Source organism: Streptomyces sp. NPDC058880, assembly GCF_042742535.1.
In the GTDB taxonomy this organism is placed as follows: domain Bacteria; phylum Actinomycetota; class Actinomycetes; order Streptomycetales; family Streptomycetaceae; genus Streptomyces.
On record NZ_JBHYMC010000009.1, the window covers coordinates 40,157 to 63,788 of the forward strand.

The 23,632-nt window shown below is 72.7% G+C and carries 20 protein-coding genes and 1 pseudogene; 12 read left to right on the forward strand and 9 right to left on the reverse strand.

Features of this window, described 5'->3' with window-relative positions:
- Positions 1 to 93: 93 nt before the first annotated feature.
- Positions 94 to 3,396 (reverse strand): bifunctional lysylphosphatidylglycerol synthetase/lysine--tRNA ligase LysX, encoded by a 3,303-nt coding sequence (lysX, locus tag ACFW2G_RS07780; protein WP_384582388.1) that lies wholly within the window; start codon positions 3,394 to 3,396, stop codon positions 94 to 96.
- An 84-nt stretch (positions 3,397 to 3,480) separates the two neighbouring features.
- Between lysX and ACFW2G_RS07785 the strand changes: the two genes are divergently transcribed.
- The gene (locus ACFW2G_RS07785) at positions 3,481 to 3,942 is read left to right on the forward strand and encodes a universal stress protein (RefSeq protein ID WP_037916511.1); all 462 of its coding nucleotides are present in this window, start codon (positions 3,481 to 3,483) and stop codon (positions 3,940 to 3,942) included.
- A 112-nt stretch (positions 3,943 to 4,054) separates the two neighbouring features.
- Here ACFW2G_RS07785 and ACFW2G_RS07790 read toward each other — a convergent pair whose 3' ends face one another.
- On the reverse strand, positions 4,055 to 5,257 hold the full coding sequence (locus tag ACFW2G_RS07790) for a CapA family protein (RefSeq protein WP_384582390.1): 1,203 nt from the start codon (positions 5,255 to 5,257) through the stop codon (positions 4,055 to 4,057).
- A gap of 270 nt (positions 5,258 to 5,527) precedes the next feature.
- Here ACFW2G_RS07790 and ACFW2G_RS07795 point away from each other — a divergent pair, with 270 nt between their 5' ends.
- Entirely contained in the window at positions 5,528 to 6,100 is a 573-nt protein-coding gene (locus ACFW2G_RS07795) for a sigma-70 family RNA polymerase sigma factor (protein ID WP_364851565.1), read from the forward strand.
- Between the two features lie 216 nt (positions 6,101 to 6,316).
- On the forward strand, positions 6,317 to 6,781 hold the full coding sequence (locus tag ACFW2G_RS07800; protein ID WP_052030222.1) for a hypothetical protein: 465 nt from the start codon (positions 6,317 to 6,319) through the stop codon (positions 6,779 to 6,781).
- A gap of 13 nt (positions 6,782 to 6,794) precedes the next feature.
- On the opposite strand, the gene ACFW2G_RS07805 is transcribed toward ACFW2G_RS07800, so the two are convergent.
- From ACFW2G_RS07805 to ACFW2G_RS07820, 4 genes are all read right to left on the reverse strand, one after another.
- On the reverse strand, positions 6,795 to 7,184 hold the full coding sequence (locus ACFW2G_RS07805) for a membrane protein (protein WP_037916501.1): 390 nt from the start codon (positions 7,182 to 7,184) through the stop codon (positions 6,795 to 6,797).
- Positions 7,185 to 7,210: 26 nt separating this feature from the next.
- Complete coding sequence (locus ACFW2G_RS07810) at positions 7,211 to 8,071, reverse strand: Fpg/Nei family DNA glycosylase (protein ID WP_384582393.1); 861 nt, start codon at positions 8,069 to 8,071, stop codon at positions 7,211 to 7,213.
- A gap of 84 nt (positions 8,072 to 8,155) precedes the next feature.
- Entirely contained in the window at positions 8,156 to 10,219 is a 2,064-nt protein-coding gene (locus ACFW2G_RS07815; protein WP_384445176.1) for a SpoIIE family protein phosphatase, read from the reverse strand.
- 7 nt (positions 10,220 to 10,226) lie between these two features.
- On the reverse strand, positions 10,227 to 11,450 hold the full coding sequence (locus ACFW2G_RS07820; RefSeq protein ID WP_384582395.1) for a DUF6777 domain-containing protein: 1,224 nt from the start codon (positions 11,448 to 11,450) through the stop codon (positions 10,227 to 10,229).
- 212 nt (positions 11,451 to 11,662) lie between these two features.
- On the opposite strand from ACFW2G_RS07820, the gene ACFW2G_RS07825 reads away from it, so the two are divergent.
- Positions 11,663 to 13,108, forward strand: a complete 1,446-nt coding sequence (locus tag ACFW2G_RS07825) for a lipase maturation factor family protein (protein ID WP_384582397.1) — start codon at positions 11,663 to 11,665, stop codon at positions 13,106 to 13,108.
- Positions 13,109 to 13,254: 146 nt separating this feature from the next.
- Here the strand turns inward: ACFW2G_RS07825 and ACFW2G_RS07830 are convergent, their stop codons facing one another.
- Positions 13,255 to 13,428, reverse strand: coding sequence for a hypothetical protein (locus ACFW2G_RS07830; RefSeq protein ID WP_157840165.1), 174 nt, complete (start codon positions 13,426 to 13,428; stop codon positions 13,255 to 13,257).
- 340 nt (positions 13,429 to 13,768) lie between these two features.
- On the opposite strand from ACFW2G_RS07830, the gene ACFW2G_RS07835 reads away from it, so the two are divergent.
- Positions 13,769 to 14,218 (forward strand): hypothetical protein, encoded by a 450-nt coding sequence (locus tag ACFW2G_RS07835; RefSeq protein ID WP_384445363.1) that lies wholly within the window; start codon positions 13,769 to 13,771, stop codon positions 14,216 to 14,218.
- A gap of 16 nt (positions 14,219 to 14,234) precedes the next feature.
- On the opposite strand, the gene ACFW2G_RS07840 is transcribed toward ACFW2G_RS07835, so the two are convergent.
- Complete coding sequence (locus ACFW2G_RS07840) at positions 14,235 to 15,722, reverse strand: SDR family NAD(P)-dependent oxidoreductase (RefSeq protein WP_384445182.1); 1,488 nt, start codon at positions 15,720 to 15,722, stop codon at positions 14,235 to 14,237.
- A gap of 290 nt (positions 15,723 to 16,012) precedes the next feature.
- Between ACFW2G_RS07840 and ACFW2G_RS07845 the strand changes: the two are divergent.
- Positions 16,013 to 16,747: pseudogene (locus ACFW2G_RS07845) on the forward strand (DMT family transporter); the annotation flags it as partial.
- Between the two features lie 102 nt (positions 16,748 to 16,849).
- Here ACFW2G_RS07845 and ACFW2G_RS07850 read toward each other — a convergent pair.
- Positions 16,850 to 18,103 (reverse strand): transglycosylase family protein, encoded by a 1,254-nt coding sequence (locus ACFW2G_RS07850; RefSeq protein ID WP_384582460.1) that lies wholly within the window; start codon positions 18,101 to 18,103, stop codon positions 16,850 to 16,852.
- Between the two features lie 184 nt (positions 18,104 to 18,287).
- Here ACFW2G_RS07850 and gndA point away from each other — a divergent pair, with 184 nt between their 5' ends.
- The 6 genes from gndA to ACFW2G_RS07880 all read left to right on the forward strand — a co-directional run bounded on the left by gndA (position 18,288) and on the right by ACFW2G_RS07880 (position 23,438).
- Positions 18,288 to 19,733: an NADP-dependent phosphogluconate dehydrogenase gene (gene gndA, locus ACFW2G_RS07855; protein ID WP_384445184.1), complete on the forward strand. Its 1,446-nt coding sequence runs from the start codon at positions 18,288 to 18,290 to the stop codon at positions 19,731 to 19,733.
- 368 nt (positions 19,734 to 20,101) lie between these two features.
- Entirely contained in the window at positions 20,102 to 20,443 is a 342-nt protein-coding gene (locus tag ACFW2G_RS07860; protein ID WP_384445186.1) for an ArsR/SmtB family transcription factor, read from the forward strand.
- On the forward strand, positions 20,440 to 22,170 hold the full coding sequence (locus ACFW2G_RS07865) for a SulP family inorganic anion transporter (RefSeq protein WP_384582399.1): 1,731 nt from the start codon (positions 20,440 to 20,442) through the stop codon (positions 22,168 to 22,170). The genes ACFW2G_RS07860 and ACFW2G_RS07865 overlap by 4 nt, the downstream gene beginning before the upstream one ends.
- Positions 22,167 to 22,589 carry a pyridoxamine 5'-phosphate oxidase family protein gene (locus tag ACFW2G_RS07870; RefSeq protein WP_384445191.1) on the forward strand — a complete coding sequence of 141 codons (423 nt, stop codon included), beginning with the start codon at positions 22,167 to 22,169 and terminating at the stop codon, positions 22,587 to 22,589. The genes ACFW2G_RS07865 and ACFW2G_RS07870 overlap by 4 nt, the downstream gene beginning before the upstream one ends.
- Entirely contained in the window at positions 22,586 to 23,011 is a 426-nt protein-coding gene (locus ACFW2G_RS07875; RefSeq protein WP_037916482.1) for an ATP-binding protein, read from the forward strand. Before ACFW2G_RS07870 ends, ACFW2G_RS07875 begins: the two co-directional genes overlap by 4 nt.
- 16 nt (positions 23,012 to 23,027) lie before the next feature.
- The gene (locus ACFW2G_RS07880) at positions 23,028 to 23,438 is read left to right on the forward strand and encodes an STAS domain-containing protein (protein WP_037916480.1); all 411 of its coding nucleotides are present in this window, start codon (positions 23,028 to 23,030) and stop codon (positions 23,436 to 23,438) included.
- Positions 23,439 to 23,632: the final 194 nt, after the last annotated feature.

Below are 23,632 nucleotides of genomic sequence, written 5' to 3' on the forward strand. Positions count from 1 at the left end.
AGACGTTGAGAGGCGCGGACGCTCCCCGTTGCGCTCACCCGTGCGGACCAGCCGTGCGGCGCGTCAGCCGTGCGACCGTCAGCCGTGCGACCGTCAGCCGCGGCGCACCAGGGGGAAGGGGAGGGTCTCGCGGATCGTCAGGCCCGTGAGGAACATGACGAGTCGGTCCACGCCGACGCCGAGGCCGCCCGTGGGCGGCATCGCGTATTCGAGCGCGTCCAGGAAGTCGTTGTCGAGTTCCATGGCTTCCGGGTCGCCGCCGGCCGCGAGCAGGGACTGGGCGGTGAGCCTGCGCCGCTGCTCGACGGGGTCGGTCAGCTCCGAGTACGCGGTGCCGAGCTCGGTGCCGAAGGCGACGAGGTCCCAGCGCTCGGCGAGCCGGGGGTCCCGGCGGTGCTGGCGGGTGAGGGGGGAGACGTCGGTCGGGAAGTCCTTGTAGAAGGTCGGCAGTCCCGTCCTCTCCTCCACCAGCCGCTCGTACATTTCGAGGACCACGTCGCCGCGGGTGTCCTCCGGCCCGTGCGGCACCTCGGCCCGGTCGCAGAGCCTGCGCAGGACGTTCTCCTCGGTGTCGGCGTCGACCTCCTCGCCGAGGGCCTCGCTGATCGCCCCGTACACCGTCCTGACCGGCCAGGGGCCGGAGATGTCGTGGACGACGAGCTTTCCGTCGGGCCCTGCCCTGTGGGCGACGGGCGAGCCGAAGGCGGCGGTGGCGGCCCCCTGGATCAGTTCCCGCGCGAGGTCGAGCATGACGTCGTAGTCGGCGAAGGCCTGGTAGGCCTCCAGCATCGTGAACTCGGGGTTGTGCTTGTAGGAGACGCCCTCGTTGCGGAAGGTGCGGCCCATTTCGAAGACCTTCTCCATACCGCCGACGCAGAGCCGTTTGAGGTACAGCTCGGGCGCGATGCGCAGGTACAGGTCGAGGTCGTAGGCGTTGATGTGGGTGCGGAAGGGCCGGGCGTTGGCGCCGCCGTGGATCTGCTGGAGCATGGGGGTCTCGACCTCCAGATAGCCGCGGTCGAGCAGCCCCTGGCGCAGGGCCTGGACCGCGCTGGAGCGAGCCCGTACGACGTCGCGCGCCTCGGGGCTGGCGACGAGGTCGAGGTAGCGGCGCCGGACCCGCGCCTCGGGGTCGGCGAGACCCTTGCGTTTGTCCGGCAGGGGGCGCAGGCACTTGCCGGTCAGCTGCCAGGACCGGACCACGAGGGAGAGTTCGCCGGTCCTGCTGGCGCCGGGTTCGCCGGTCACCAGGACGTGGTCGCCGAAGTCGACCCGGGCGGTGAAGGAGTCGAGCACCTCGGCGCCGCTCTCGTCGCGGGTGAGCATCAGCTGTACGTCTCCCGACCAGTCGCGCAGGACGGCGAAGGCCACGCCGCCGAGGTCGCGTACGACCATCACGCGTCCGGCGAGAGTGGCCTGCTCGGCGGTGCGGCTGCCGGGCGGGTGGCTCGGGTGGGACGCCTTGAGCTGGGCGACGGTGTGGGTGCGCGGCCGGATCCCCACCGGGTAGGGGTCGGTGCCGGAGGCCCGGATGCGGTCCAGTTTGGCATGGCGGACGCGCACCTGTTCGGGCAGTCGCTCCACGGGCACCCCGGGGAGCTCCTCCCCCACCGCGTCCAGGCCGAGGGAGTCGATCGGGGGCAGTCCTTCCGTCGTGGCGGGGGCGGTGACGCCCTTGGGGTGGCCGTTGCCCCACAGGGTGCGCAGGCTGGGTACGGAGACGAACCCTTCGGCGATGCCGGAGGCGAGGCTGACCCGGGCGAGCGAGCCGGCGTCCTGGTAGCAGAGGAACCGCGGGTACCACTCGGGGCCGTATTTGACGTTCGAGCGGTACAGGGCCTCCAGCTGCCACCAGCGGGAGAAGAAGAGCAGCAGTTTGCGCCAGACCTTCAGGACCGGCCCGGCGCCGATGCGGCCGCCCTCCTCGAAGGCGGAGCGGAAGACGGCGAAGTTGAGGGAGATGCGGCGTACGCCGAGGGCGGGGGCGGCGGCGCACAGTTGGGCGACCATGAACTCCATGACCCCGTTGGGCGCGGTCCGGTCGCGGCGCATCAGGTCGAGGGAGATGCCGTCCCTGCCCCAGGGGACGAAGGAGAGCAGGGCGATCAACTCGCCGCCGGCGTCGAAGGCCTCGACCAGCAGGCAGTCCCCGTCGTCCGGATCACCGAGCCGGTCCAGGGCCATGGAGAAGCCCCGTTCGGTCTCGGTGTCCCGCCAGCGGTCCGCCCGGTCGACGATGGTCCGCATCTCGTCCTCGGAGAGGGCCGAGTGCCGGCGGATGACGGTGGTCGCGCCGGCCCGCTCGACGCGGTTGACGGCCTGGCGGGTCACGCGCATGTCGCGGCCGTCGAGGTCGAAGCGGGCGACGTGCAGGATGGCTTCGTCGCCCAGTTGGAGGGCGCTCAGCCCGGAGCGGGCGAAGGCGGTGGCGCCGTCCTCGGAGGCGCCCATCACGGCGGGCTGCCAGCCGTAGCGGCCTGCGACGGCCAGCCAGGCGTCGATGGCGGCGGACCAGGCTGCCGGGTCGCCCACCGGGTCGCCGCTGGCGAGGCAGACGCCCGCTTCGACGCGGTAGGTGACGCCGGCCCGTCCGTTGGGGGCGAAGACGACTGCCTTGTCGCGCCGGGTGGCGAAGTAGCCGAGCGAGTCGGACCGCCCGTAGGCGCCGAGGAGGGCCCGGATCCTGGGCTCCTCGTCACCGTGCAGGGCGGCGGTCAGCCGCTGGGAGCGGAACAGCGTCGCGGCGGCGTTGAGCAGGGCGGCGGCGCCGAACAGGCCGAGGAGGAAGTACAGCGGCCTGGGCGGGCGGCCGTCGAACTGCCGGGCCGAGAAGAGGCCGCCGAAGACCTGCTTGGCGGCCCAGTCCAGCCACTGGCCGGGGGGTAGGGTGCCGGGGAAGAGGGCGACGAGCGCCCAGCCCAGGAGGACGGCGGCGAGCATGCCGAGGCCGAGCACGATCAGGGCGTGCCACAGTGCCCCGGGCCGGGACGCGGCGTAGAACTCCTTGCGGGCGGCAACCAGTACGGCCATGGCGGCAACGGCCAGGGCCAGCGAGGAGAGGCCGATCCCGTAGTCGCCGACGGCGATGTCCAGCAGGTCGTCGACGGTGAGCAGGGCCAGATAGGTGATGACCATCCACCAGGCGACCTTCTTGCGGGTGCCGAGGGCGGCCGCGAAGAGGAAGAGGAAGACGGCGTAGGCGAGGTTGGCGCTGACCGGTACGACGATCAGGTCGAGGAAGCGCACGACGTGGTGCAGGAGGCGCCGCAGTGTCGGGGAGAGCGAGAGCAGTGCGCACAGCAGGCCGATGGTCCCGAAGAACGCGCCGAACGCGTCGGGAACCCGGTTCAGGAAGCGGTTGCGGGTTCCGTGCGTCTCCTGCGCGGTGGCACTCATGGTTCGCACTGTAGGGAGGGGGTCGCCGGTGCGCGCGCCGAGCGGGTGGGGGTGTCCGGCACGTCAGCGCCTATCCTCACGAGGGTGACGGAGCACGTGAACACGGGATTCGAACGCGGTACCGACGGTCCGAAGGTGATCCTGGCCGGGGTGGACGGTTCGGAGTCCTCACTGCGGGCGGCGGCCTACGCCGCCGGGCTGGCCCGTCGGCAGAACGCACTGCTGGCGCTGGTGTACGTCCAGCCGGTGGTACCGGCCGGGGCGGCGCTCGGTGCGCCCGTGGCCGACACCACCGGGGAGATCGCGGAGGGCCTGGTGGCCGAGATCCGTGCGTCGGCGGAGCGACTCAAGGGCGTCTACGAGGTCCGGTGGGAGTTCCACACCTTTCGCGGCGACCCCTACGCCGGCCTGGTGAGCGCGGCACAGGAGCTGATGGCGGACGCGGTGGTGGTCGGCGCCTCGGAGCAGGCGGGCCACCGCATCGTCGGCTCGGTGGCGGTCCGCCTGGTCAAGGCGGGCCGCTGGCCGGTGACCGTGGTCCCCTGACCGCTCCGCCCCGTCCCGCCCCGTCCGGGTCGCTTCCGCGTCCGGTCCGGGCCGGGCGGGGTGGGCCCGAGGGCGCGCCGGATCCAGCCCGGGGCCCCGGGGCGCCGAGCGCCTACGAGGCGGCCACCAGGCCGTCCTTGGCGGCGCCGCGGCTGAGGACGGCCTCGGTGATCTCGTCCCGCGCGGCCTCGTAGTCCTCCCGGCCGGGGTTCTTCGCGAGGGCGTCGGGCAGGTGGACGACGCGTCCGGTGGACAGGTCCATCATCTGCGGCACGAATGCGGCCTTGGTGACCTGCCAGCGCTGCCCGGCCGCGGCCGGAGGGGCGAAGGTGAAGCGTGCGATCGAGCCGTAGTTGCCGCGCATGTCCCGGGCGCCCGTGTAGTTGAACATCTCGCCCGCCACCTGGTCGCCCATGCCGTAGACGATCCAGGTGCCGTTCACCTTCTCGTAGGGCTGCGGAATGTGCGCGTGGGTGCCGAGGATCAGGTCGATGTCGGGCCGGCCGGCGGTCTGCGAGCCGGTCAGCGCCCTGCCGAGCGAGAGCTGGGTCTCATCCGGTTCGGTCTGCCACTCCGTGCCCCAGTGGAGGCTCACCAGCACCACGTCCGCGCCCGCCTTCCGGGCGGCCCGGGCATCCGCGACGATCCTGTCCGGCTTCATCAGGTTGACTGCCCACGGCTGGCCGTCGGGCAACGGATAGCCGTTGGTGTCGTAGGTGTAGGCGAGGTGCGCCACGGTGGCCGAGCCCGCCGTGTAGGTGGTCACCGCCGCCGCCTCGGCCGCCGTACGGGCGGATCCGGCGTGCCCCAGGCCGACCTTGTCGAAGCGGTCGAGCGTGCGACGCAGCCCGGCGGCGCCGTCGTCGAGGGTGTGGTTCGAGGCGGTGGAGCACCCGTCGTAGCCGGCGTCCTTGAGTCCGTCGGCCACCTGCGGCGGTGACATGAAGGCCGGATATCCGGAGAAGGGACCGCCCTCCTCCCCGTAGATCGTCTCCATGTGGCAGAGGGCCAGGTCGGCTGCCGAGACCACGGCCTTGACGCCGGAGAACATGGGCCTGAAGTCGTAGCCGTCGCCCTCCCCGTCGTCGGCCGCCCGCCGGATGACCGAGGTGTGCGGCAGCACGTCACCGCTCGCGACCAGTGTGAAGCCCTTGGCGGCGGGCGCTCCCGCGGCGCTGGAGGGAGCCGGAGGACCGGAGTCGCCGAGGCGGGCCGGTGCGGTGTCCCCGGCGGCCGAACAGCCCGCTGCCGCAGCGGTCAGCAGGAGGGCGGACAGGAGGACGGCCGCCCTCGGCCCGCGGGTGCGCGTGGTCATCAGTCGAACTCCCATTGATACGACTATCTGACAAGTCATCATCTGCAATCCATAGAACAACGCGCGGCAAGTCAAGAAACGGAGCCGTGGCGGACCCGGGCGCCCACTCCGACGGCGTACACGCGCCCCCCTGCCGTTCGCCGCGCCGTTCGACCGTTCACCGCCCGGCACAGCCGCCCGTCGGACCACCCGGGTGCTTGGGCGCAACGCCGGGGCCTGACGGTTCCGGGTCGGCTCTGCGCAGGTCAGGGTGGACGGGGCGCCGCCCCCATGGCCCCCCACGCACCCCGGAAGGAGCCACTCGTGCCGCTCTCCCCCACCCTCCCGCGTACGGATCCCGAAGCACTGGCCGAACTCCAGCGCGACCACGGGCGGGCGTTGTTCGGATTCCTGGTCGGCCTCACCGCCGGCGACGCCCAACGGGCGGAGGACCTCGTGCAGGAGACCCTCGTACGGGTCTGGCAGCACCCGGAGGCCCTGGCCAGCGGGCACGACTCCATGCGGCCCTGGCTGTTCACGGTGGCCCGGCGGCTCGCGATCGACGCCCGGCGGGCCCGGCTGTCGCGCCCCCTGGAGGTGGACCCCGAAGGGCTGGAACAGGCGCCCGCACCCGAGGACGCGGTGGCCGGATCGGTCACGGCGATCGACGTGCGGCGGGCGGTGGGATCCCTGGGGCCGGAGCACCGCGAGGTGCTGCTCCAGGTCTACTTCCGGGACCGGTCGGTCGCGGAGGCGGCCGCCGAACTGGGTATCCCGGCGGGGACCGTCAAATCCCGCACCTACTACGCCCTGCGCGCCCTCAGGAAGGGCCTCCAGGGGTACGGCTACGGACTCGGCGCCTGAGCAACGGATCCCAGAACGCCGCGAAGGGATGAGGACCGGACAAAAAGCGCTTCGAATTCGACATAAGACCGTCCAAGTTGAGTAAACATCCCCCGCTCCGTGAGCCCCTCGGTGAAGGCTCGGTGCTGACGACGGGACGCTCGACGCGCGGGAGAAGGTGGGACGGTGCAGCCCGAGGGTACGAACGGCACCAGTGACGGCGGGCTCGCGGTGCCCATGGCCTGGCTCTATGCCGAGTACATCGCCGACGAACTGCTGCGCACGGGCCGGCTGATCCCGGCCGGAACGCTGGAGTTCCGGGCCGGACGGGACACACTGGCCCTGACCATCTACCTCGCCGACGCGGCCGGCGAACTCTCCGGGATCCGCGTGGTCTCGCAGCTCGACGAGTGGCTGTCACTGACGGCGTACGGACACCCCTGGCGCGACTGGGTGCACACCCGCTTCCTCGACCTGGGAGAGGCGGCCCGGGAGCGCGGCCGCGGCGAGGACCCCGATCTGGAACTGGCCCGGGCAGCCTGGCGCTGGCTGGACGGCACCGAACTGTTCGCGACCAACCTCGACCCGGGGCGCCACGACCACGCCGACACCCCGCCGGGTCTGGACGAGAACGCGCGCGTGTGGACCCCGGCCTGGCAGCTCGGGCTGCCCCTCGGCCACCTGGCGATGCACCTGTTCTGACCGGTGGCGACCGCTACGACGGCCGGTCGGCCGGATCCATCACCAGGCCCGTGAAATCGGCCTCGTTACGCTCCGCCCGGCGGACGTACCATCGGGCGATCAGCCACATCACCGGGTACACGAGCAGGCCCAGCACCAGCCAGACCATCGGCCCCGACCTGGCCCTGGGCAGCACGAACACCAGCGGCAGCGACCCGACCAGCGCCGCCAGCGCGGCCAGCGCCCCCAGGCCCGCGCGCAACTGGCTGCGCATCAGGGCCCTGACGTAGGTGGCGCCGAGGGTGGTCTGCTCGGAGATCTCCGAACGGGCCGGGGCGTGGGCGGGCGCCCGCCGGCGGGCGCCGCGGGGCATCCCGGTGACGACCTCGCGCCGGGGCGCCGTCTGTTGCTCCTCCGCGGCCATGGTGCCGGAGTCTACGCAGCGCACCGCTATTTGAGGAGCCGTGAGAGCCGCCGGTCGGCCAGCGGTTTCCCACCCGTCTGGCACGTGGCGCAGTACTCCAGGGAGGAATCGGCGAAGGACACCGAGCGGATCGTGTCCCCGCACACCGGGCAGGTTTCGCCCGCCCGGCCGTGGACCCGCAGGCCGCTCCTCTTCTCGGCCTTGAGCTTCCCGGCGGCGACCCCGTGCGCCCGGCCGACCGCCTCGCGCAAGGTGCCCCGGACCGCGGCATGCAGCTGCGTGACCTGCGCCTCGTCGAAGGAGGAGGCGAGCTTGAAGGGCGAGACCCGGGCGGCGTGCAGGATCTCGTCGCTGTAGGCGTTGCCGATCCCGGCGATCACGCTCTGGTCCCGCAGGACGCCCTTGATCTGCCGCCGCTCCCCCGCAAGGAGCGCGGCGAAGGCGTCCCGGTCGAAGTCCTCGGCGAGCGGATCGGGGCCGAGACGGGCAATGCCGGGCACCTCCTGCGGGTCGCGGACCACGTACACCGCGAGCCGCTTCTGTGTCCCGGCCTCGGTGAGGTCGAAGCCGCCCCCGCCCGCGAGTACGACGCGCAGGGCCAGCGGCCCCTTGCCGGGCCGCGGTGGCTGCGCCGGCAGGGTGTCCTGCCAGCGCAGCCAGCCGGCCCGGGCCAGGTGCGTGACCAGGTGGAGCGCACCGATCCGCACGGCGAGGAACTTCCCGTGCCGGGCGACGGCGGCGGCCTCCTGCCCTTCGAGGGCGGTCAAGGGCGGATCGTACGTCTTGAGCACGCTGACCGCGAGCGGGAGGACGCGCTCCACCACCCGCCCGGTGAGGTGCTCGTCGAGGTACGCGCGCAGGGCCTCGACCTCGGGCAGCTCCGGCATGGTCCCAGCCTGCCGCCGCCTCGGGCGGAGCGCGAGCCGGCACGGGGCCGGGCGGGCCGCCGTCCGGGACCGCTCCCGGCCCGCTCAGCCCATGACGAACTCGCACCACACGCACTTGCCGCTGCCGCGCGGCTCCACGCCCCATACGTCCGCCATCCGGTCCACCAGCATCAGGCCGCGGCCCGAGACCCCGGAGTCGCCGGCCTCACGTCGGCGCGGGAGGGCGCTGGAGCGGTCGGCGACCTCCACGCGGAGCCTGCGTTCGTGGCCCGCCAGGATGCGCAGGGTGACGATGGCGGGACCATCCGTGTGCATGAGGGCGTTCACGATCAGCTCGTCCGCGACCAGCTCGATCTCGTCGGCCCGCTCCCGTGCGCCCCAGGCGCGCACCGCGGCCCCGATCATGTGGCGGGCGGCCACCAGGGCCTCCGGATCGCCCGGTGCCACGTGCTGCTGCAGACGGCCTCCGCCGGGCGGAGCCGGGGCGGGCCGGCGGCGCAGCAGGAGGAGGGCCATGTCGTCGTCGCCTCCGCGCTCGGTGGCGATCTCGCACAGCCGGTCGGCGAGGAGTTGCAGGTCGGCAGGGCCGCTGCGGATGTGGGAGGTCAGCGCGTGGATCCCGTCGTCGAGGTCGGCGCCAGGGTGTTCGACGAGGCCGTCGGTGCACAGCAGGAGCGTTTCTCCGGGATCCAGTTCCACGGTGGTCACCGGGTATTCGAGGCGTCCGAAGTCCGCGGAGAGGCCGAGCGGCAGGCCGCCGCCCACCGGGAGCCGGTGGCAGTCCCCGTCGCGGGTGCGCAGCAGCGGGTCGATGTGGCCCGCCCGGACCAGCTGGAGCACCCCGGTGGAGAGGTCGGCCTCCACGTACGTGCACGTCGCGAAGCGCTCGGTGTCCAGCTCGTGCAGGAAGACCGATGCCCTGGCCATGACCGTGCCGGGCGAGTGCCCCTCGGCGGCGTATGCGCGCAGGACGATCCGCAGCTGGCCCATGACGGCGGCCGCGTGCGTGTCGTGGCCCTGGACGTCGCCGATGACGGCGCCGACCCGGCCACCGGGCAACGGGATGACGTCGTACCAGTCGCCGCCGATGTCCTGGCCCATCCGGGCGGAGCGGTAGCGTACGGCGATCTCGCCGCCGGGCACCACGGGGATCCGCCGGGGCAGCATGGCCTGCTGGAGCCCCTCGGCCAGGTCGTGCTCCTGTTCCAGCAGCATGGCCCGCTGGAGGCTCTGCGCGATGCTGCTGCCGAGGGCGACGAGCAGGTTGCGCTCCTCCTGGGTGAAGCCGTCCTTGTCCTGGTAGAGCAGTCCGATGGCACCGATCGGGCGTGCCTGGGCGATCAGCGGCAGGTAGGCGGCCGCGGAGATCCGCATGTACGAGATCTTCGCCCAGAGCGCCGGGTAGTCCTGGGCGAACTCCTCCGCCGAGTCGAGGAAGCGCGGCTGCAGGGAGCGGACCACCTCGCTCATCGGGTACTGCTCGTCGATGCGGGTGTAGCGGGTGCCGGGGACGAAGCTGCCCTCCGGCCCCTCGGCGACGAGGTGGATCCGGCCGGCTTCGACGAGGCCCATGACCATGCCCATGGAGCCCAGCCGTTCCAAGCCGTGCGCGTCGCCGAGCGCGTCGATGACGTCCTGCACCGTCCGGGCGTGCGCGAGGGCGGCGGTGGTGCTCTCCACCACCGATGTCTGCCGGCGCCGCTCCTCGTCGAGACCGAGCCGTTCCGCCGAGTGGCTGAGCTCCTCGGTCGCGTCCCGGACGATGCCGATGATCCGGTGGGGCCGCCCGTCCGCGGTACGCATGACACGGCCCTGGGTGTGCGTCCACCGCAGCCGACCGTCCCGGCAGCGGATGCGGAAGTAGGCGCCGTAGCTGTCCTCCTCGCTCTTGAGCGCGGAGGACACCATGGCGTCGAGCCGTGCCGACTCGGCCGGCGGGAAGCGCGCGGACAGCGACTCGGGCCGGCCGTCGTACTCGTCCGGGGCCGTGTCGAAGACGTCGAGGGCGGCTTCGTCCATGTGCATGAGACCGGTGAGAAGGTCCCAGTCGAAACTTCCCATGCGGTTGAGCGAGAGCGACCGGTCCGGGTGTGCGGGCCAGTCGTCCGGCAGCGATACGGTGGTCGGCACCGGTCCACCATGACACACCGGCCGGTCAGGCGCTCTCCAGCGAGAGGCCCTCGTCGGACGGCGCCGGCCGGAGGTCGGGGTCGACGTAAGGATCCGTGGAGGGATCCGTGGAGGGGTCCGGGTAGGGCTCGGCGTAGGGATCCGCGGAGGGGTCCGCGTAGGGAACCGCGAACGGGTCCTGGGGATCGTCGGGGTACGCCGGGAACGCGGGATCGGCGGGGTCCTGCGTCAGCGGGTCGGACGGGACGTCCGACGGCGGCCGCTTCTGGGGCTGCTGCGGCTGCCGCGGCCGGGTGGAGGGGTTCAGCGGTACGGCGGGGTCTTGCTGCGCGCCGATGTCCGGTGAGCTCTGCGGGTCCGACGGGCAGCCCGCCGTTGCTGATCCCGGGGCGCTCGGGCAGGGCGCCGGGGACGTGGCGGCGGGGCCGTTGGGGATGCCGTCGGCCGGATCGTACGGGGGCAGGGCCTGCGGGGTGCGGTCCTGGGCGCCGCCGTCGCCCCGCTTGCGCTCGATCCAGGTGTTGTTCGCGATGTTGACGATCACCAGGTTGTTGATCACGTGGGTGGTGGGTTCGATGACGATGACCTGGTTGGGCTGGTAGCCGTTCCACGGATCGCCCTTGTGCACCGGGCTCCCCTTGGCCGCACGGGGGGCGCCGAGCGGGTTGCCGCAGCCGCACCGGACGCGGGGCATGCCGTGCTCGTCGACGAGCACGGCGGTGCCGGCCTGGAGGACGGCCTGGTAGGCGGCGGCCCGGCCGTCGCGGAATCCGTGGTTGGTGACACGGGTGTCGGCGCGCAGGACGACGGGGGTGAGGCCGCGCAGGAAGTCGGGGATCTTGGCCTCCTGGATTCCGGACGTCTCGGCGAAGGCGCGGGCCTTGGCGCTGTCCGCGGTGAGGTAGCCGATCTGCTGTTCCACGTCGCAGCTGCCGAGGCGCTGGGTGCCGCCGTAGAGGCCCGGGGTCGCCGCGCTGACCGTGCGGATTCCCTGGCCGGTGGGATTGGGCAGCGGGGGCTGGACCGGGGCCGACTCCGCGGTGGCCGACGATGCGGTGAAGGGGTCCGGGCCTGCGCTGGCCACCGGCTGGAGGTGTACCTCCGCACTCTCGGGTCCCGCCGCGCTGGTCGGCTCGTCGTGCCCGCCGCAGGCCACGGCGAACAGGCAGAGCAGGGCGAAGAGGGCCGCGCCGGCCGGTGCCTGACGACGCGACGCCTGACGCAGTGTCGGAAGTGACGGTCCGTTCACAATTTTCTCCCTTTCGCCCCGATTGCTCCCTCTTGTCTGCCGCATCCACGCGACGGCCGCAACCGGAGCACCACTTGAACGCGTTCAAGGATGTTCGCGAGACCGTCCGGCGGGTTGAACGCGCTCACGCCGTGAGCCCGCCGGGACCGCCGGGACCGGCGGCGGCCGCACGGACTGGCCGATGCCCGCGAGCCGGCCGGATACTGGAGGCGATGGACTGGTTCACGGCGCCCGGGTACTGGCTCGCCCGGCTGGTCTTCCAGCGGGCCCTGGCCGGCGTCTACCTCGTCGCCTTCGTCGGGGCCGCGCTGCAGTTCAGAGCCCTGATCGGGGCGCACGGCATGCTGCCCGTGCCGCGCTACGTACGGTACGTGCCCTTCCGGCGCGCCCCGAGCCTGTTCCAACTGCGCTACTCGGACCGGCTCTTCGCCGGCTGCGCCTGGACCGGGGCCGCGCTGGCCGCGGCCCTGGCCGCCGGAGCGGGGGACGAGGTCCCACTGGCGCTCGCCATGGCCCTGTGGGCCGCACTGTGGCTGCTCTACCTCTCCATCGTCAACGTCGGCCAGACCTGGTACTCCTTCGGCTGGGAGTCACTGCTGCTGGAGGTCGGTTTCCTCGCCGTGTTCCTCGGCAACGCCCGGGCCGGTCCGCCGGTGCTGGTGCTGTGGCTGCTGCGCTGGGTGCTCTTCCGCGTGGAATTCGGGGCCGGCCTGATCAAGATGCGCGGGGACCCCTGCTGGCGCAGGCTCACCTGCCTGTACTTCCATCACGAGACACAGCCGATGGCAGGGCCGCTGAGCTGGTTCTTCCACCACCTGCCCCGGCCTCTGCACCGGATGGAGTGCGCGGCCAACCACGTGACGCAGCTGATCGTCCCGGTACTGCTGTTCACCCCGCAGCCGGTGGCCTCGTACGCCGCGGCGGCCGTGGTCGCAACACAGCTGTGGCTCGTGCTGTCGGGCAACTTCGCCTGGCTGAACTGGCTGACGATCACCCTGGCCGTATCGGCCGTGGACTTCACCCGCCTCGCCGGGTCGCCCCCGGCCGCCGCCGCGCAGCCACCTCCCCCGTGGTTCGCCGCCCTGGTCTGCGCCGTGACCGCCCTGGTCCTGGTCCTCAGCCGCCACCCGGTGCTCAACATGGTCTCGCGCCGCCAGGTGATGAACCGCTCCTTCGACGCCCTGCACCTCGTCAACACCTACGGGGCCTTCGGCTCGGTCGGCCGGGTCCGCATGGAGGTGGCGGTGGAGGGCACCGCGGACCCGGTACCACGCGAGGACGGCGCCTGGAAGGAGTACGGGTTCAAGGGGAAGCCCGGCGAGCCGGGCAGGCTGCCGCGCCAGTTCGCCCCGTACCACCTGCGCCTGGACTGGCTGATGTGGTTCGCGGCAATCTCCCCCGGCTACGCGCGGGACTGGTTCGGGCCGTTCGTGGAGCGGCTCCTGGCAGGCGACCGGGACACCCTGCGACTACTGCGCCACAACCCGTTCCCGGACGCCCCGCCGGTGCACGTGCGCGCCCTGCTCTACCGCTACCGCTTCACGACCTGGCGCGAGCTGCGCGAGACCGGCGACTGGTGGCATCGCACGCTGGTGCGCGAGTACCTGCCGCCGACCCGGCTCACCCGGGCCCGGCACCCCGGGCCCGGGACCGGGTAGCACGGTCCCCCGCGGCCCCCGTCCCGCGCCGGTACGCAGGCCGGTGCGTACGGGACGCCTCTCAGGACAAGGCAGCGCCCCCGGTGCGGTTGGACACGTGGGGGCGCTTGGCACCGCTTCGCGGCGCGACCGCGGAGCTTCGCGGACTAGTCGATGCCGGGCAGGATGTGGGCTTCCGCCAGGTCGTCCTCGTACCCGGCCAGCCGGATCGGGGCGGAGCGCGCCCAGACCTCCAGGCTTCCGAGTTCGTCGGACCGCGTCGTGGCGCGCGATCCGGTCCGCTCCAGCAACTTCGGTTCGGGCTGCGTCTTCTCAGTCACCGCGCACTCCTCTGTGTCGCGTAACCCGGCAGGCTGACCGCGGGCCGGGCAGGGGATCAAGGGTTCCGGACGCGGTGGCGCCTTAGTGGAGCGCGGCCCGGATGGGGGCCGTCTTGATGCCCCAGGGTACACATATGAGCGGACCTCCGCTCGATAGGAAGGCAAAATCCGCTGCGCCCTCTCAGTTTCGTCCCGAGTTCAGCAAGTCGTCGGCCGGCGGGTGCGTCACGGGTGGTGTGCTCGGACCCGGATGCGCAGGGCGCGACGGAGGAGGTCGGCGGTGTCGGGGTCCGAAGCGGCGGGGGCCGAAGTGCCGTACGTCACAAGCGTGGTTGAGCTGATGGAGCTGCTCCGCGGCAGCCCCGACGAGCACGCCCTGCGGACCGCGGCGCTGCTCCGCCGCTCTCATCCCTCCGACAAGGAACTGCAGCTCGCGGGCTTGCTGCAGGACATCGGCCGGATGCTCCGTCCGGGTGACGGAGCGCGACACGTCGTACTCGCAGCGCAGGCGCTGCGCCCCCTGCTCGGCGATCGGGTGGCCCGGCTCGTGCAGCTCCACGCGTCGGCCGCGCCGGGCGGCGGCGAGGGCGACCGGCCGGGCGGTGACGCGGACGCGGTGGCGGCGCTGCGCCAGGCGCGTGAGACGGCGGCGGCGCCCGGCCCGGACGCGGGCGTGCTGGAGGACTGGCGCCCGCTGCTGGAGTTGGTGGCGGCCGGGTCCTGCCGGGCGGCCGGGAACGCGACCGGCCCCCTCGGTCCACCGAGGGGGCCGGTCACCGGCAGGCGGTAGGGCGGGGCCGCAGGGCTTACCAGTTCGCCGGGGCGTAGTCCTTGAGGAAGACGCCGAACAGGTCCTCGCCGGCCTCGCCGCGCACGATCGGGTCGTAGACCCGGGCCGCACCGTCGACCAGGTCGAGCGGGGCGTGGAAGCCCTCCTCGGCGAGGCGCAGCTTGTCGAAGTGCGGACGCTCGTCGGTGATCCACCCGGTGTCGACCGAGGTCATCAGGATCCGGTCGGCCTGGAACATCTCCTGGCCGCTGGTCCGCGTCACCATGTTCATCGCGGCCTTGGCCGCATTGGTGTTCGGGTGGCCCGCCCCCTTGTAACCGCGGCTGAAGACGCCCTCCATCGCCGACACGTTGACGACGTAAGCGCGCCCGCTGGACGACTTCCGGGCGGCGTCGGCCATGGCCGGCCGAAGGGCGCTGATCAGGATGAACGGCGACGTGTAGTTGCACAGCTGGGTCTCGAGCAGCTCCACCGGGGAGATCTGGTCGATGGTCTGCACCCAGGTGTTGCTCTCGACGACATCGGGCAGCAGCCCGCCCGCGTCGATCGCGGTGCCGGCGAGGTGCCGTTCGAGACTGGCGTTGCCCGCGACCAGGGCGAGGTCGGCGACCTTCTGCGCCTCCAGGCCGCTCACCCCGACGGGCAGCGCCGCCAGGCCGTCGACCGCGCCGGAGTTGAAGGCTCCGATCACGTGGTGCGCGGGGAGTTCGCCGGCCGGCAGCGGTGCGCTCTCCCCCTCGACCAGTGCCGCGTAGGCGGTGGGCAGCCGGCGCACGGTCTGCGTCGCGTTGTTGATCAGGATGTCGAGCGGACCGGCCGCCGCGACCTGGTCGGCGAGGGCCACGGCCTGGGCCGGGTCGCGCAGGTCGATGCCGACGACCTCCAGGCGGTGCATCCAGTCCGCCGAGTCCTCCATCGCCTTGAAACGGCGGATGGCGTCCTTGGGGAAGCGCGTGGTGATCGTGGTGTGGGCGCCGTCGCGCAGCAGCCGCAGGGCGATGTACATGCCGATCTTGGCGCGGCCGCCGGTGAGCAGCGCGCGCTTGCCGTCGAGGTCGGCGCGGGCCTCCCGCTTGGCGCGGTTCTCACCGGCGCACTTCGGGCACAGCTGGTGGTAGAAGTAGTCGACCTCGACGTATCGCGTCTTGCAGACGTAGCAGGAGCGGGGGCGCTGGAGTATCCCGGCGATCCGGCCGGCCTCCGTGACCGAGGTGGGCAGGATGCCCTCGGTCTCGTCGTCGATGCGCTCGGCGGAGCCGGTCGCGGTCGCCTCGGTGACCGCCTTGTCGTTGGCGGTCTTGGCGGCGCGGCGCTCCTGGCGGCGGCGCTGTTTGACCGTGCGGTAGACGCCGGCCGTGGCGCGGCGCACGGCGATGGCGTCCGGGTGGTCGACGTCGATCGTGTCGAGTTCGGCGAGCACGTCGAGGCAGAGCGCCAGCCGCTCGGGGTCGATGCCCGGTCCGTAGGCCTGTGCCTGGTCCTGGCTGTCTTCGGTCACCGTCATGGCCGCTGCCGTTCCTTGGTCACTCGTCCGCATCCGCCTGCTGCGGAGGTCCTCAAAAGAGGAACTGTACGGATCGCACACGCCCCGAGCCAAACCCGTCGGCAGGGACCTCACGGACCGCGAACGGGCCGTCACCGTACGGGTCCACGGGGTGGCCGTGGGGCGGCTCAGGGGTGGCGCTGCGCTGGTGGACGAGCCACGCTGCGTACTCCCGTACTACGGCGGGAGTACGACTCGTGACCACCTGTGGACGGAGGAATAGCGCAGATGGGTCGGGCATTGTGGACCTTATGAGTGCACTGGCGCTGTCGGTCCTGCTCTGCCTCGTGTCCGCGGTGGCGTACGCAGGCGGTGCGATCGTCCAGGAGAGGGTCGCGGCGAGTACCCCGGACCGGCGGTACGCGCCGCTGCGCCGGGGCGGTTGGTGGGTGGCCGTCGCGCTGAACGGCCTCGGTGCGCTGCTGCACGTGGTGGCGCTCGCCTACGGACCGTTGAGCCTGGTTCAGCCGCTGGGAGCGCTGACCATCGTGTTCGCGCTGCCGATGGCCGCCGTCTTCGTCCGGCGCCGGGCGGGGGCCGCGGCGTGGCGCGGCGCGGTGCTGGCCACCGTCGGACTCGCCGGCCTGCTGGCACTGACCGGCGGGAACGGCCGGGACCGGCAGTTCCTGGCGGGGGGCGAGCGGAGTCTGCTGCTGCTGGCGACCGGGGCCGCAGTGGCGGCGCTGTTCCTCGCGGCGCACCGGATGCACCGGGTGGTGCTGCACAGCGTGCTGCTGGCCGCGGCGGCCGGTACCTCCTACGGCATGGCCTCGGTGTTCACCAAGTCGGTCGCCGAGAACGTCGGGGCGGGTGCACCGGCCGGCCTGTGGCCGGATCTGGCGGCCGTCGCGGTGCTGGCCTCGGGCGGGCTGCTGCTGTCCCAGGCCGCCTACCGGGGCGCAGGACTGACCGCGCCGCTGGCCACGGTGACGGTGGTCAATCCGGTGGTCGCGGCGACCGTCGGGATCACGCTCTTCGGCGAAGGCTTCCGGCACGGGGCCGCGGGTACGGCGGCGGCGCTCGCCAGCGCCGCGCTGGCGGCGGCCGGCCTGGTCCTGCTCACGGCCGTGCCGCCGCACCGGCGCGGGTCAGATGCGGACGCCGTGGCCCCGCAGGTACTTCAGGGGGTCGATGTCGGAGCCGTAGCCGGGTCCCGTGCGGATCTCGAAGTGCAGGTGCGGGCCGGTGCTGTTGCCGGTCGAGCCGGAGCGGCCGATCCGCTGGCCCCCGGAGACCTGCTGGCCGGACTTCACACCGAGCGCCGAGAGGTGGGCGTACTGGGAGTACCGCCCGTCGGTGTGCCGGATGACGACCTGGTAGCCGTAGGCACCGGCCCAGCCGGCGGAGACGACCTGGCCGGGCCCGACGGACTTGACGGTGGTGCCGGTGGCCACGGGGAAGTCGACGCCCGTGTGGTAGCCGCTGGACCAGGAGGATCCCGCGACGCGGTAAGCGGTGCCGAGGGCGGCGTCGACGGGCGCGGAGAACCCGGCCGAGGGCGGCTTCTGCTGCGTTGACGCGGGCCGGGCGTCGGGCTTCTCGGCCGGCTTCTCGGCCGGCTTCGGGGCCTCCTTCACAGCCGGCTTCTCTGCGGCCGGCTCCGCTGGCTTGACCGGCTCGGCGGTCCGCGGGGGCTTCTCCGGATTCTGCGCGGGCGGGGCCTGCGGGGCGGTGGTGACCCGCATGGTGAGGCGCTGGCCGGGGAAGATCAGGTTCGGGTCGTCGCCCACGACGGCCCGGTTGGTCTCGTAGAGGGCCTGCCAGCCGCCCTCGACGCGTTGCTCGGTGGCTATCGCGGAGAGCGAGTCGCCCGGCGCGACGACGTACGGGTTGGGCAGCACCTTCGTGCCGGTCGGGCGCGGCGCGGCAGCCTGTACCGGAGCCGCCTTCACCTCCTGGGTGCGGGGCTGTGAGCCGGTCTCGGGCTGCGCGGGCACCTGCGCGGCGAGGACCGGTGACGGCCCGCCGCGAGTGAGGCCGGCGCCCTTGCCGCAGTGGGGCCAGGCCTGGGGCCCCTGTCCCTTGAGGACCTTCTCGGCGACCGCGATCTGCTGTTCCTTGGTGGCGAGGTCGGCGCGCGGGGCGTGGGCGGTGCCGCCGAAGGCCCGCCAGGTGCTCTGGCTGAACTGGAGTCCGCCGTAGTAGCCGTTGCCGGTGTTGGTGCGCCAGTTGTTGGCCGACTCGCAGGCGGCGACCTCGTTCCAGGTGTCCACCGAGGCCGCTTGCGCCGCCGAGGCCCCCATCAGCGGGAGCGCGATCCCGGCGCCTCCCGCGGTCACGGCCAGCGAGGCCCGGTTGATACTGCTCGGCCGATACCGGCGGTGCCGGCCCCGTACGCCCATGGGAGCCCCCATCGAAGACATCAGGAATCGCACAACGTAACGTCGGGATCATTGCATGACAAGGGAGCAACGGGGCGCTGTTCAGCGGAACTTGACAATGACACGGCCGGCGTCGGCCTGGCCCGCCCCTCGGCGGGGTAGCGTCGGGCACAGCCCGCACACCGAAGCACGCAGGAGCGCACAGATGAGCACCAGCACGGCCCGGATCGGCGTCACCGGCCTCGCAGTCATGGGCAGCAACCTCGCCCGCAACTTCGCCCGCAACGGCTTCACCGTGGCCGTCCACAACCGCACCACCGCCAAGACCACGGCACTGGTGGAGCAGTTCGGCCACGAGGGCGCGTTCGTGGCCGCCGAGTCGGCCAAGGAGTTCGTCGATGCGCTGGAGCGCCCCCGGCGCATCGTCATCATGGTGAAGGCCGGGGAACCCACCGATGCCGTGATCCGCGAGTTCGCCCCGCTCCTGGAGGAGGGCGACGTCATCATCGACGGCGGGAACGCACACTTCGAGGACACCCGGCGCCGCGAACGGGAGCTGCGCGAGCAGGGCATCCACTTCGTGGGCGTGGGCATCTCGGGCGGCGAGGAGGGGGCCCTACTCGGCCCGAGCATCATGCCGGGCGGCTCGAAGGAGTCGTACGCGTCGCTCGGCCCGCTGCTGGAGAAGATCGCGGCGAAGGCCGCCGACGGTACGCCGTGCACCTCCCACGTGGGCCCCGACGGCGCCGGACACTTCGTCAAGATGGTCCACAACGGCATCGAGTACGCGGACATGCAGCTCATCGCCGAGGCCTACCACCTGCTGCGCGAGATCGCCGGCTACTCCCCCGCGGAGATCGCGGAAACCTTCCGGGGCTGGAACCGCGGTCGCCTGGACTCGTACCTGATCGAGATCACGGCGGACGTGCTCGCCCATACGGACGCCGCGACCGGGAAGCCGTTCGTCGACGTCGTCGCCGACGCCGCCGAGCAGAAGGGCACGGGACGCTGGACCGTACAGACCGCCCTGGACCTGGGGGTCCCGGTGTCGGGCATTGCCGAGGCCGTGTTCGCACGCGCCGTCTCGGGCCACGGCGACCTGCGCACGGCCGCTCGCGGCCTCGCGGGCCCGGCGCCCGCCGCCCTGTCGCCGGAGGCGGCGGACGCGTTCGCCGCCCAGGTGGAGGAGGCCCTGTACGCGTCGAAGATCGTCTCGTACACGCAGGGGTTCCACCAGATCCGGGCCGGGAGCGAGGAGTACGACTGGAAGGTGGACCTCGGCGCGGTGGCCTCCCTGTGGCGCGGCGGATGCATCATCCGGGCGGCCTTCCTGGACCGGATCCGCGCCGCCTACGACGCCCGGCCCGATCTGCCCAGCCTGCTGGCGGACGAGCGCTTCGCCGGGGAGATCGGGGCGGCGCAGGAGGGCTGGCGGTCGGTGATCACCGCGGCGGTGGGTGCGGGCATCCCGGTGCCGGCCTTCGCCGCCTCACTGGCGTACTACGACGCGCTGCGCGCGGAGCGGCTCCCGGCGGCCCTCACCCAGGGCCAGCGGGACTTCTTCGGAGCGCACACCTACCGGCGCACCGACCGCGAGGGTTCCTTCCACACCCTCTGGAGCGGCGACCGCTCCGAGGTCCGCACGGGCTGACGCCGCCGGGGCCTCCGGAGGGCCGGTGGGGCCGGGCAGGGCGTGCCGCGGAGCGGACGGGTGAGCCGCCGCGGACGTCACCGGCCGAGGACGCGCGGCGGCAAGGGTCGGGCCCGCGGGCCCGACCCGACCGGCCAGCCCGCAGACAGGGTGCGCGGCCACCGAAGGGTGCGCGGCCATCGGCCTTCCCCGAGACCTGGAGGGAGCCTGCCCGAGCAGTGCCCGCGACGGCCGAAGGCGGATCACACCGTCCACGAATTGCAGAAGTTTGCAATTTCATAGATGCTGTGACAACTGTGCCCACCGGGAGACCCGGGCACAGCGCCAGGCGTTCGCCCCTCCCGGGGTCGTGAGAAGGGTGCGAGACCGTGCCGATTCCGCTGTACCAGGCCAAGGCCGAATTCTTCAGGATGCTCGGGCACCCGGTGCGGATAAGGATCCTGGAGCTGCTGCAGGCAGGTCCGATGCCGGTACGGGACCTGCTGGCCGCGATCGAGGTCGAGCCGTCCGCCCTGTCGCAGCAGCTCGCGGTCCTGCGCCGGTCCGGGATCGTCACCTCGACGCGCAACGGCGCGACGGTCGTCTACGAGCTGGCGGGCGGGGACGTCGCGCAGCTGATGCTGGCGGCACGGCGGATCCTGACCGAGGTCCTGACCGGGCAGAGCGAACTGCTGGAGGAACTGCGTGAGTCCGGGGTCGCGGCCCCGTGACCGCGCGTTCCTTCCTGACGTCCGCAGTCGGGCGGATCCGCTCGGTGCTGCCGGTCCGGGCGGACTTCGCGGCGATGGCCCGCAGTCCCCGCCAGGACCTGCTGGCCGGGCTGACCGTGGCGATCGTGGCCCTCCCCCTCGCACTCGGGTTCGGGGTCTCCTCCGGGCTAGGCGCGGAGGCGGGGCTGGCCACCGCCGTGGTCGCGGGCGCGCTCGCCGCTCTGCTGGGCGGGTCGAACCTCCAGGTGTCCGGTCCCACCGGTGCGATGACCGTGGTTCTGGTGCCGATCGTCGCCCGGTACGGGCCCGCCGGTGTGCTGACCGTCGGCCTGATGGCCGGCGTGCTCCTGATCGGGCTCGCCCTGCTGCGGGCCGGGCAGTACATGCGGTACGTACCCGCACCGGTGGTGGAGGGGTTCACCCTCGGGATCGCCTGCGTGATCGGCCTGCAGCAGATACCCCACGCACTCGGCGTCGACAAGCCCGAGGGTGAAAAGGTCGTGCTCGTGGCGGTACGGGCGTTCGCGGACTGGGTGGCCTCCCCGAACTGGACCGCGATCAGCCTCTCGGCCGGGGTCGCGGCCGCGATGCTGGCGGGCGCCCGGTGGAAGCCGGCGATCCCGTTCTCGATCCTCGCGGTGATCGCAGCCACCGTGATCACACAGGTCTTCCACCGTGACGCGGCGGCCCCCATCGGGGACCTGCCCTCCGGCCTGCCCACCCCCTCCCTCGCCTTCCTCGACGCCTCTGCCTTCGGCTCGCTGCTCGCCCCGGCGGTCGCCGTGGCAGCACTCGCCGCGCTGGAGTCCCTGCTGTCTGCCACCGTCGCGGACGGGATGACGGTGGGGCAGCAGCACGACCCGGACAAGGAACTCTTCGGACAGGGCATCGCCAACCTGGCCGCCCCGCTGTTCGGCGGTGTTCCCGCGACCGCGGCCATCGCGCGCACGGCTGTCAACGTCCGCGCCGGCGCTTCTTCCCGCCTCGCCGCACTCACCCATGCCGCCGTACTCGCCGTGATCGTGTTCGCCGCGGCGCCCCTCGTCGCGAAGATCCCCCTGGCCGCACTGGCCGGCGTGCTGCTGGCGACCGCGATCCGCATGGTGGAGGTCGGCTCCCTGCGCGCGATGGCGAAGGCCACCCGCTCCGACGCCGTCGTCCTCGTCCTCACCGCCACAGCCACGCTGATCCTCGATCTCGTCTACGCGGTGATCATCGGTCTGGTCGTCGCCGGAGCCCTGGCCCTGAAGGCGGTGGCGGAGCAAGCCCGGTTGGAACAGGTCGACTTCCGCCCGGACCTGCCCGGCGAACACAGCGACGAGGAACACGCACTGCTGGCCGAGCACATCGTCGCCTACCGCATCGACGGCCCCCTCTTCTTCGCCGGCGCCCACCGCTTCCTCCTCGAACTCTCCGAGGTCGCCGACGTGAAGGTGGTCATCCTGCGCATGTCGAGGGTGACCACTCTGGACGCCACCGGCGCACTCGTCCTGAAGGACGCGGTGCAGAAGCTGCACCGGCGCGGCATCACCGTCCTGACCTCCGGCATCCGGCCCGCCCAGCGCCGGGCCCTCGACGCCGTCGGCGCCCTGGACCTGCTGCGCCTGGAGGGTCGCGAGTACGCCACCACTCCCGAGGCGATCGCCGGCGCCCGCAAGCACCTGGAGCAGGCGGGCCTGCTTCCGCTCCACCACCGACCGCACCGTTTCCGGAAGGCCGCACGATGACCCTCCCCGCCGAACTGCGCATGATCGAGGTCTCCGGCACCGAGGCCCTGTGGCTTCTCGAAGGATCCGCCCAGGGCCGGCTCGTCTACGTGCAGCGGGATCTGGCCGTCGTCCGCCCCGCCGCACACGTGATGGAGTACGGGCGCCTCGTCGTCCGCACCCCTGTGCAAGCCGCGGCCGTTCCCGGCCGGGCCCTGCTGACCTACCAGGTCGACGAGATCCGCACCGCGGCCGGCACCGGCTGGACAGTGACCGCGCACGGCCCCGCCGACGTCATCTCGGACCCGGACGAGGCCGCCCACTACCGGCGCACCCTGCCCGGCTGGACCCACGGCCCGCACGACACCCTGCTGCGCCTGCACCCGCAGCAGATCTCCGGATTCCGCCTCGCCCGCACGGTCCCGGGGGCAGGCCGGTGAGCGTCCGAGCCGAGACGCTGCCCTACCGGCACGTACTGGTCGTACCGGCCATGGGCTCGGCGGTGCGCATCGCCCGCGAGACCACCGAACTCGTCCTCGTGGAGTGCGGAGTGGGGCTCCGGCATCCGAGCGTGGGTCCGGCCCTGCTGATCCTGGCCGAGCTGGTCACCAACGCCGTCCGCCACGCCGCCGTGCTGTCCCCGACGGTCACGGTCACCTACGCGCACGGCCCGGGGGCGTTCGCGTTCGCCGTCCACGACCGCCACCCCTACCAGCCGGCACTGTTCGGGGCGCTCGCCACCGCCCCGGGCAGCGGCCTGGCCATGGTGGCCGAAATGACCATGGAGCTCGCCGGCACCGCCGTCGTCCAGCCCGACGCGGACGGACGCGGCAAGGCCATCCGGATCACCCTCCCCCTGTGAAGCAGAGGACATGACGATGACGATCGAATGGCACTACACCACCCGCCAGGACCTGGGCGTGCTGTCCCTGACCGGGTACCTCGGCGCGGACGCCACCGACCGGTTCACCGGCGCCGTCGGCTGGGCGCTCGCCCGGGGCACCGGCCCCGTCATCCTCGACCTGACCGGGCTTCTGGGCTGGTCCGCCGGCGGGCAGATCGCCGTCGCCCAGGCCGCCCGCCGGCTCGCCGAGAGCGGGCGCCCCCTGGAGCTCGCGGCCATCCCCGCGGACGGCTCCCTCGTCCCCGACGCCGCCTGCCCGCCCGTCCCCGTCCACTGCGACCTCGCCGCCGCCCTGGCCGCCCACGGGGCGCAGGAAACGGTCAAGCGGTGGAGCACCGATGGCTGGCACGCCCCGCCGTCCCCCGGGGAACCCTCCCTCGCATGAGACCAGCCGTACCCCCCCCTCTCGCCAGGACTCACCAGGAGAGGACGGGGACACCGGAACCACGTGCGACGTCAGGCGCGGCATCCTGGCCGCCGGCAACCGCCTCGCCTCCGCCCTGAGGGGTACATCGGACGGAGCCTGAAGGAAGTGGGGCCCGGTCCGCAGGACCGGGTTCCCCACCAGGCCCGACCGGC

Excerpts from the sequence above, each read along its gene's own strand:
- ACFW2G_RS07805 (WP_037916501.1), bottom strand. The coding sequence starts at position 7,184 with ATGGCCGCGGAGGAGCAACAGACGGCGCCCCGGCGCGAGGTCGTCACC.
- ACFW2G_RS07810 (WP_384582393.1), bottom strand. The coding sequence starts at position 8,071 with ATGCCGGAGCTGCCCGAGGTCGAGGCCCTGCGCGCGTACCTCGACGAG.
- lysX (WP_384582388.1), bottom strand. The coding sequence starts at position 3,396 with ATGAGTGCCACCGCGCAGGAGACGCACGGAACCCGCAACCGCTTCCTG.
- ACFW2G_RS07880 (WP_037916480.1), top strand. The coding sequence starts at position 23,028 with ATGACGATCGAATGGCACTACACCACCCGCCAGGACCTGGGCGTGCTG.
- ACFW2G_RS07850 (WP_384582460.1), bottom strand. The coding sequence starts at position 18,103 with ATGGGCGTACGGGGCCGGCACCGCCGGTATCGGCCGAGCAGTATCAAC.
- ACFW2G_RS07795 (WP_364851565.1), top strand. The coding sequence starts at position 5,528 with ATGGCCCCCCACGCACCCCGGAAGGAGCCACTCGTGCCGCTCTCCCCC.
- ACFW2G_RS07835 (WP_384445363.1), top strand. The coding sequence starts at position 13,769 with ATGGAGCTGCTCCGCGGCAGCCCCGACGAGCACGCCCTGCGGACCGCG.
- ACFW2G_RS07790 (WP_384582390.1), bottom strand. The coding sequence starts at position 5,257 with ATGACCACGCGCACCCGCGGGCCGAGGGCGGCCGTCCTCCTGTCCGCC.
- ACFW2G_RS07800 (WP_052030222.1), top strand. The coding sequence starts at position 6,317 with ATGGCCTGGCTCTATGCCGAGTACATCGCCGACGAACTGCTGCGCACG.
- gndA (WP_384445184.1), top strand. The coding sequence starts at position 18,288 with ATGAGCACCAGCACGGCCCGGATCGGCGTCACCGGCCTCGCAGTCATG.
- ACFW2G_RS07840 (WP_384445182.1), bottom strand. The coding sequence starts at position 15,722 with ATGACGGTGACCGAAGACAGCCAGGACCAGGCACAGGCCTACGGACCG.
- ACFW2G_RS07825 (WP_384582397.1), top strand. The coding sequence starts at position 11,663 with ATGGACTGGTTCACGGCGCCCGGGTACTGGCTCGCCCGGCTGGTCTTC.
- ACFW2G_RS07870 (WP_384445191.1), top strand. The coding sequence starts at position 22,167 with ATGACCCTCCCCGCCGAACTGCGCATGATCGAGGTCTCCGGCACCGAG.